Annotated in this window: 7 protein-coding genes and 3 pseudogenes; 1 reads left to right on the top strand and 9 read right to left on the bottom strand. The window is 39.7% G+C overall.

The features are described from left to right. Positions 1-218, top strand: a pseudogene (locus O9139_RS28660) (IS110 family transposase); the annotation flags it as partial. Between the two features lie 468 nt (positions 219-686). On the opposite strand, the gene O9139_RS28655 reads toward O9139_RS28660, so the two are convergent. The 9 genes and pseudogenes from O9139_RS28655 to O9139_RS28620 form a co-directional block, all read right to left on the bottom strand. Continuing rightward, a complete protein-coding gene (locus O9139_RS28655; RefSeq protein WP_270885158.1) occupies positions 687-1,175 on the bottom strand; it encodes a hypothetical protein in 489 nt (162 codons plus the stop codon). Between the two features lie 148 nt (positions 1,176-1,323). After that, a complete protein-coding gene (locus tag O9139_RS28650) occupies positions 1,324-1,587 on the bottom strand; it encodes a hypothetical protein (protein WP_270885157.1) in 264 nt (87 codons plus the stop codon). A 184-nt stretch (positions 1,588-1,771) separates the two neighbouring features. Beyond that, positions 1,772-2,062, bottom strand: coding sequence for a hypothetical protein (locus O9139_RS28645; protein ID WP_270885156.1), 291 nt, complete (start codon positions 2,060-2,062; stop codon positions 1,772-1,774). A gap of 176 nt (positions 2,063-2,238) precedes the next feature. Further along, on the bottom strand, positions 2,239-2,922 hold the full coding sequence (locus O9139_RS28640) for a class I SAM-dependent methyltransferase (RefSeq protein ID WP_270885155.1): 684 nt from the start codon (positions 2,920-2,922) through the stop codon (positions 2,239-2,241). Positions 2,923-3,314: 392 nt separating this feature from the next. Beyond that, the gene (locus O9139_RS28635) at positions 3,315-5,024 is read right to left on the bottom strand and encodes an immunoglobulin-like domain-containing protein (RefSeq protein ID WP_270885154.1); all 1,710 of its coding nucleotides are present in this window, start codon (positions 5,022-5,024) and stop codon (positions 3,315-3,317) included. A 269-nt stretch (positions 5,025-5,293) separates the two neighbouring features. Then, on the bottom strand, positions 5,294-5,521 hold the full coding sequence (locus O9139_RS33495) for a DUF2750 domain-containing protein (protein ID WP_408638375.1): 228 nt from the start codon (positions 5,519-5,521) through the stop codon (positions 5,294-5,296). Between the two features lie 157 nt (positions 5,522-5,678). Then, positions 5,679-5,949, bottom strand: a pseudogene (locus O9139_RS28630) (NAD(P)H:quinone oxidoreductase, type IV); the annotation flags it as partial. A gap of 12 nt (positions 5,950-5,961) precedes the next feature. Further along, entirely contained in the window at positions 5,962-6,132 is a 171-nt protein-coding gene (locus O9139_RS28625; RefSeq protein WP_408638374.1) for a CDGSH iron-sulfur domain-containing protein, read from the bottom strand. 404 nt (positions 6,133-6,536) lie between these two features. Further along, positions 6,537-7,063, bottom strand: a pseudogene (locus O9139_RS28620) (IS110 family transposase); the annotation flags it as partial.

Genomic DNA, 7,063 nt, shown 5'->3' with positions numbered 1-7,063 from the left:
ATAGGCGGACAGCTGCGCGAAAAGGTAAAAAACGAGCAGCAATAAATGTTGCCCATGCAATGCTGCGAATTGCGTTTTATCTCCTCACTCGTAAAGAAATGTATGTAGATCTTGGTGAAGATTACTTTGACAAACAGAAGCAGCAATCTATTGTAAAGTATGCCGTTCGAAGACTAGAGAACTTAGGTTACTCCGTAACAATTGCCGCTAACTCCTAGCTCCATTCCCCATCTTACAGACGCTTCAAAAAATGATTAGGAAGCGTCTTATTTAGTGCTGCCATTTTCCGATACTCCGGATTTAATTTTCATGGGAGCGCAACAATATTTCGTAAAATCCCCCATAAACGGTTGGAAAATAACCAATGTTGCACGTTAGTTTAGCGTTGCTTACGCAAAGCTATGGTTTTTTCCACCTTAAATTCTGCACTATTTTATTGATACGATAAATTACTTTTGTTTCGATAAATGAGTAAACAAAAGAAAGAATGATAAGTAATACAGCTTGAACGAAAAATTGCCCGCTATAATAGTCCAATACCTTTATCAAACCGATCAGAAATAGGATAAATAAAAATGATTTGATTATGATTTCTCTCATCCCTTGACCTCCAGCGCAATCAAATTCTAAATGCCGCTACAATAATGATCGTGCCATCAACTTCGTCATTCAACTATCGTGTCCCGTTAGTTCAACGAATCCTTAAGACTCAAGCCCAAATTAACCATTCGGATAAAATAATCAGTATTACCGTCAAAATGCCTGTATTCGCCAACTTCAAATTCAATCAAATTAACTATTCCCTTCAGTATTTGTGGGATTTCCTTTTCATCACTTAGCCAAGCAATACTTTGGTTTATAAAAGGGAATGAACTATGTGGGTTAGGAGTATGTAAGTACAATGCATCACATGTTGGATATTCAGAATCTAAAAATATCCAGACTTGAAATGGTTTTGAGTTCGATAAATCTGAACCACTGATTTTCTGAAGTAGCTCAATGTAATGTTTGATGTGGCTTCTTCTGTCCTTGACCTTCTCACTTATTCCCTTCGCATCAAAGTGAATGTGCCACTTATTATACCAACTAGTTTCTTCAGATAAGTGGTGTTTAAAATTTTGAATACTCTTTTCTATTTTTCGATAATATCGTCTTTTACCACGAATTTTCACCATTAAGATTACCTACTTTTCAATAATATTTATGTGAGATATTCACCGTTTAACAAGAAAATATCCTATGCGTTAGCGTGGGAACGGCAGTCGATCGTCATGACCAACTGCCGCTCTGTTTTTATATATATTATCGTGTCCCGTTAGCGGACTAACTCGTCTCTGTACACTTCTCAAACAATGTCTTGAAATGAATTAATCCGAAATCCCTTTCAAGACCTCTTACACGGCTCCAAAACTTATCTTCGTCAAAACCTTCAAAATCATCAATGATAAACTCTGCGAGATTATGAAAAGCGTGAGCAATTCGAAATACTTGATTGATGCTTCCTGTATTGAACTGCCCACTATTCTTAATATCTAAAAATACTTGGTAATTTAGTGTCAAATATGCTTTCTTTTTATTTTCTTCCAACAGAACCCCTCATTTCAGATGAATTTCCGTTAAAATTTTTAAACCTACTCCAAATGTTTGTGGAAGGCCTCTTAGGAATTACAGCTCAACTAACGTGTCCGTTAGTTGAGCGGAGTGAGCCTACTACCGGTCGGTGTGTTTAGTCACCGTTGATTAATGCCTTGTTCTTGGTCGTGGGAAAATTTTATGGATTAACTGATGTATTCTTAATCCAAAAGTAAAAGGTAATTGTAAAAATGATTATAGCGAGTATAAGCAACAACACACCGCTTAGAATTGGTAAGTATGTAAAAGCTTTTATTGCCTCATCGGTAGTACTCCAACTGGTTGCTCCTTTGGGTCTAGAATTATTGAATGCATTTTCCTTGCCGTGTAGAAAACCGTTAAATATTAATATTAGTCCAATAATCGAAAATGCTATGGAAGAAAAGAATGACCAAAGCATCTTTTTCTTTTGATTTAAATTATTTAGCAACTTAGTCCTCCCCAAAAAATTATTCCATACATTTCCCCTCCATATTACCATCATATGCAATTAATTCCCAGATAAAAATCAACTTCACTTTACTGCCCATTTGTGAACGAAAGGCTGCCGATCGTGGCCGGCAGCCTCCCATTGCTGTGTATTGAACTCCCTCGGTTCGATAATATTTAATTAGAAATAGATTTTTTCCAGATCAATGAATATCTCCAAAACAAATGAATTTTGAATTGATAATTTGGTAAATAAGTTCCGTAAATATCCTTTAACTCCTTTTTGCTTAAGTATTTGTCATGTTTCATATGTTCTTGCATGGCTAATATCTCTTCTTGAGTTTGCTTTCGTTGAGGCTTTGTTTTTAAGTAGTATTTATTTAAGGGAATGGCTAAAAAATCAGGTAAAAAGTCACGAAATGAACTTTGATGATAAAGATCTAAAAATATAATGGTTCCACCAGGTTTTAATGCTTTCTTTAATTTTGGCAATAGATTGTGAAGATCGATATGGTGCAAAACTGCCAATGATGAAAAGCAATCTATCGATTCATCTTGAAACGGATAAGTCAAAACGTCTTGAGCAAAATAAGTTATATTGGGATAAGATTGTGAAAATTCAATTGCTTTATTAATCGTAATAGTAGATACATCGAAACCATAAACCTCACTTGATTTTATAGCTAATTTTCTTGCAAACTCTCCAGTTCCACACCCTATATCCACTGCAAATTGGCAATTAGTGGGGACAAAACGTAGAAGATAGTCATGATAATGTATATTATGGTTCCAGTCATCCTCTTGAATCATATTTTTATTTATCAAATCAAAATCTCTTTTTATTCTCTTAATATCTTGCACTCTTCTCCACACTCCACGTTCAGATTTATTATTTTATCATGCGCCAAATACGGTCAATGAAGTAAACTGCCGTAGCTTGATGGTACAATATTCCAGTCCAGTCTAACACTTTATTTTCCAGTCTACATCTTTATTTTCTCAGTCTACAACTTTATTTTCTTTAAACACATATATTGTTTGGCTCCGGCTACCTCTCACCCAAATATAGAACTCCCTAAATTGAACCAACTTTTTACGCTGATCAACTCTACATCGAAAGGAAAAAATGTGAAAAAAACATTTTCCACCATTCTATAAAAATAAGGGTATCCGAACTGATAGTTACAGTCGGATACCCTTATTTCGCTCACTATTTAACTAGTTAATGAATTGCAAATATTGCAGCATTCTCTTCAACATGGAAGCGCCTTGAGCACGTGTTGCGTTCTCTTTTGCAGCAAATGTCGTCCGTTATGCCTTGGACAAGCCAGCATTTCCACATCCGCTTTAGCCCAATGACCCTGCATGTCTGCAAAAGACTTATCGGACTGAATCACCGTATAAATACTGTTATGCGGGGAATGAATCGTCACTTCAGCCGATCCGTTGACATTTGAAATGACGGACGGGATAAAGCTTATGCGGTTGTTCCCATCAAACCAAATCGCTGTAGCCTTATTCGGATCTATTTCAGATGCTAAGGCCAAGGTACGTTCTACATAAGCCCCATTGAAATCCGTAACATCCTTACCGTTTACACTTACGCCAAAGTCAACCGAGCTAGCCAGCTTCTGTGCCCCTTCCTTACGGATTGCGGCATTCAGAGCATCATCAGAATTTCCGGTTACTTTCGTAATGGTGACTGTGACTACCTGATCCTTTGGCAAATTCTTAGATACATGTACCGGGAGACTGTAGCTTGCCCCATTGACTTTGATTTGTACAATGGCTCCGGGCTGCTTATTAGCCGCATCCAAGAGAGCATTGACAGGGAGCTCTACCTTATTTACCGGATCGGTACCTTTAATATCGATGATAACCACCCGGGTTTGATCAGAAGTAGAGAAGGCTTTCGCCAGCTTGTCCGCATCCACGGTTACTTTCGTCACGGATCTGCCATCGTTAGTCTTTTCTTTCATCACTATGGCGTCAGTAGTAAGATCTAAAGTCACCGTCTTTGTTGCATTACCCTTGTCAGTATTATTGTTGTTGTTATTGTTATTGTTGTTGTTATTGTTGTTTGTATTTCCGCTTGAATCATCGCTGGATTTACGAAGAGTTTGAACGGTAACGCTCGGTCCGTAATTACTCCAATTCCCCGCTGCATCCCCGGCTTTAATGGTAAATGTATAGCTCGAACCAGGATTCAAATCTGTTACATTATAGGTTAATACGCTGCCTAAAGTGATTACTTCGGAGTACGTGTTATATAACTTATATGCAGTTACTCCTACATTGTCTGTGGCCCCGGTCCAATTGAGCGTCACCCCATGTTTACCGATATTGGAAGCGGTCAGGGTACTGGTAATTGGCCAGATTGGAGCTTGCATATCCGGCACCGTTACGTTCATGTCCTTCACATAAACACTTCGAGTTACGGTTGCTGCCTTACTGCCCTTACTGTTAGTCACATCGTATACTAGCGGATACGTCCCTGCTTGGCTCGTATTCACGCTGCCTGTAACCTTAATGAGAGAAGTAATGTCTCCATCGTGATCGTCCATGGCTGTTGCACCCGGATCGGTAAATGCGCTGCCGAGTCCAACGATCATCGGATTGTCACCTTTCAGTGTAATGACCGGAACCGTTACGTTCATGTCCTTCACATAAACACTTCGAGTTACGGTTGCTGCCTTACTTCCCTTACTGTTAGTCACATCGTATACCAGCGGATACGTCCCTGCTTGGCTCGTATTCACGCTGCCTGTAACCTTAATGAGAGAAGTAATGTCTCCATCGTGATCGTCCATGGCTGTTGCACCCGGATCGGCAAATGCGCTGCCGAGTCCAACGATCATCGGATTGTCACCTTTCAGTGTAATGACCGGCACCGTTATGTTCATGTCCTTCACATAAACAGTTCGAGTTACGGATTCTGACACTTTACCCAAACTATTAGTCACATCGTATACCAGCTTATACGTCCCTGCCTACTTCTAATAATTTCTGTTTTACCTTTTCAAAACTAATCTGCATCTTTATTCACTCCGCCCATATAGAGTCACATTTACTGGAATATCTTATTACAAAATACTTATATCAACCTATGTTAGCCTGCACGTTACTTCAACAAAAGCTGCAGCAGATCCCTCGAACTGCTGCAGCTTTTGATTGAACTATAGTGTCCCGTTAGCCATCCATGCATCCTGTGTTGCACCACAGAGGATGAAAGTTAATTCGTTCTTTCATGGTAGTTATTCTCTATTTCATATTTAATTCGTACTGCAATCTCATTTGGCTTACAATCATAACCTGTTGCTCTTTTCCCACTCCAATTAACTCCAGTATATAATCCGTCTTTTTCAAGTCCAGTAAGCCATTTTCTTAGAAAATCCTCTAAGGTAATTTCGTGTGGTTTAAAATTGCTATATGCAGGAACAGTAACGAAACCAGGGAGCAGATGCCGCGTGGCGAGCTGCTCCCTGGTTATTTTGCTAAATAGCTTAACGGCAAAAGGATTAGCTGTCGCGGGCGATCGTTGGAAATCAATCCCCTTACATCATAATAAAAATAAAATCCCCGCCACTAAGGAAGCGAGAATTGTCGTTTTAAACTATTTAGCCTTGATTACCGTTTTTGACCCACCGTGCTACTGTTACCGTACGCTTTGATGCAGAACAGCTCCACGAACATCTTCTTTCATTTTTCCATCTTGATCAACCGATACACTAGTTCCGTAAGGATTGCCACCCGCAGCGAATATCGAACCGTCCGTATAGCCCGGTGCTGCAACGATTGCCCCCCAATGGTACAAAACGACGCATAGAGGGATAAAATCATAGCTTCTTGCCCGCCGTGCGCATTCTGAGCCGAAGTCATCGCACTAATTTACATCGTCATCTAAGCTCGAGGTGCGCTTTCAAACTGACCTTTATGCGTTAGATCGCAAAATGGCTTTTTATTCGAGAGTCCGCATCTGCAAAGTATAAAAGATTCTGTTGTCTCAAAGTGATTTCCTTCCGCATCCAACAAATCTAAGTTACCCGTGATACGTAACGGACCATTATCCATTACTTTTATCGTGACATCCGCCATACTCGATCAATCCCTTCGTTATTGATTTCATGCAACTTCTCATATTATTTCAATAAGCCATTCGATTATTCATAAATCATCAACAAGCTGCATCCTTGCTTGCTTTACTTTATTTCGTTCGTTTCAGTAACTTCTCTAACTGAATTTTTCTGTCGTTAGTCATAAAATCACCCTACCATCAATTCATATCCATTTTTAATTTTGTTATATTCGTCGAAGTGATTAAACTAAACTCCCTCTATGGAGAATCGCTTTTCTCTTGAATACGCTTGTTTTCTTAGATTTCGAACATTTTTCTTCCGTGAGAGACAATTAATACATGGAACAAAGTTGTGGAAAGTGTAAAATATGGGGTGAGGAAAGCGCAAAAATACATCCACTCAGACCACAGCTATGCTGTCCCGACCAATGCCTTTAATGGCCATTAGTTGCTTGACGTGAGGGATTTGCTCCAGGAGCTTATCCAACTTTTCTTCGAGCTCTTCAAACTTACTTTCAAGCAACTCGTACTGTGTTAACAGCAGATTAAGCTCGAGCTTTGCTAATTCTGTACCTTCTCGGATGCCAATAGAACGGCTTGCAGCTGCTTTTAAACACCTCATACGTTCCATGCCGAGACCTCGCTTGGCCACCTCTCTAAGATGCCTTAACAAAGCTTCCTCTGACTGAGCAACCAGCTCATGCGGCAACAAACAAAGGCTAAGCATTTGGCGTGCAGACTTGCACTCCCAATCTTTAAACACCGTGAGGAACTCTGGAAAATACCGATCCAACCAATTATGAACCCGGCCTTGTACCACTCGCAGGTCAGTCGACAGATGATCGCGAATTTTCATCGCTTCCCTTAGTTCGGCATATTTGCCATGGAGAAGATTAGGTACGGCGTATCTCCCATCTTTGACAAGCT

The sequence above is a fragment of the Paenibacillus aestuarii genome (genome assembly GCF_027789125.1).
Lineage (GTDB): Bacteria > Bacillota > Bacilli > Paenibacillales > NBRC-103111 > Paenibacillus_E > Paenibacillus_E aestuarii.
Note: the sequence above shows the minus strand (reverse complement) of the source record. Positions and strands in the feature narration are given on the sequence as shown.

What these genes read in the sequence shown, in the direction of transcription:
- O9139_RS28655 (WP_270885158.1), bottom strand. Translation starts at nt 1,175, where the DNA reads ATGGTGAAAATTCGTGGTAAAAGACGATATTATCGAAAAATAGAAAAG.
- O9139_RS28625 (WP_408638374.1), bottom strand. Translation starts at nt 6,132, where the DNA reads ATGGATAATGGTCCGTTACGTATCACGGGTAACTTAGATTTGTTGGAT.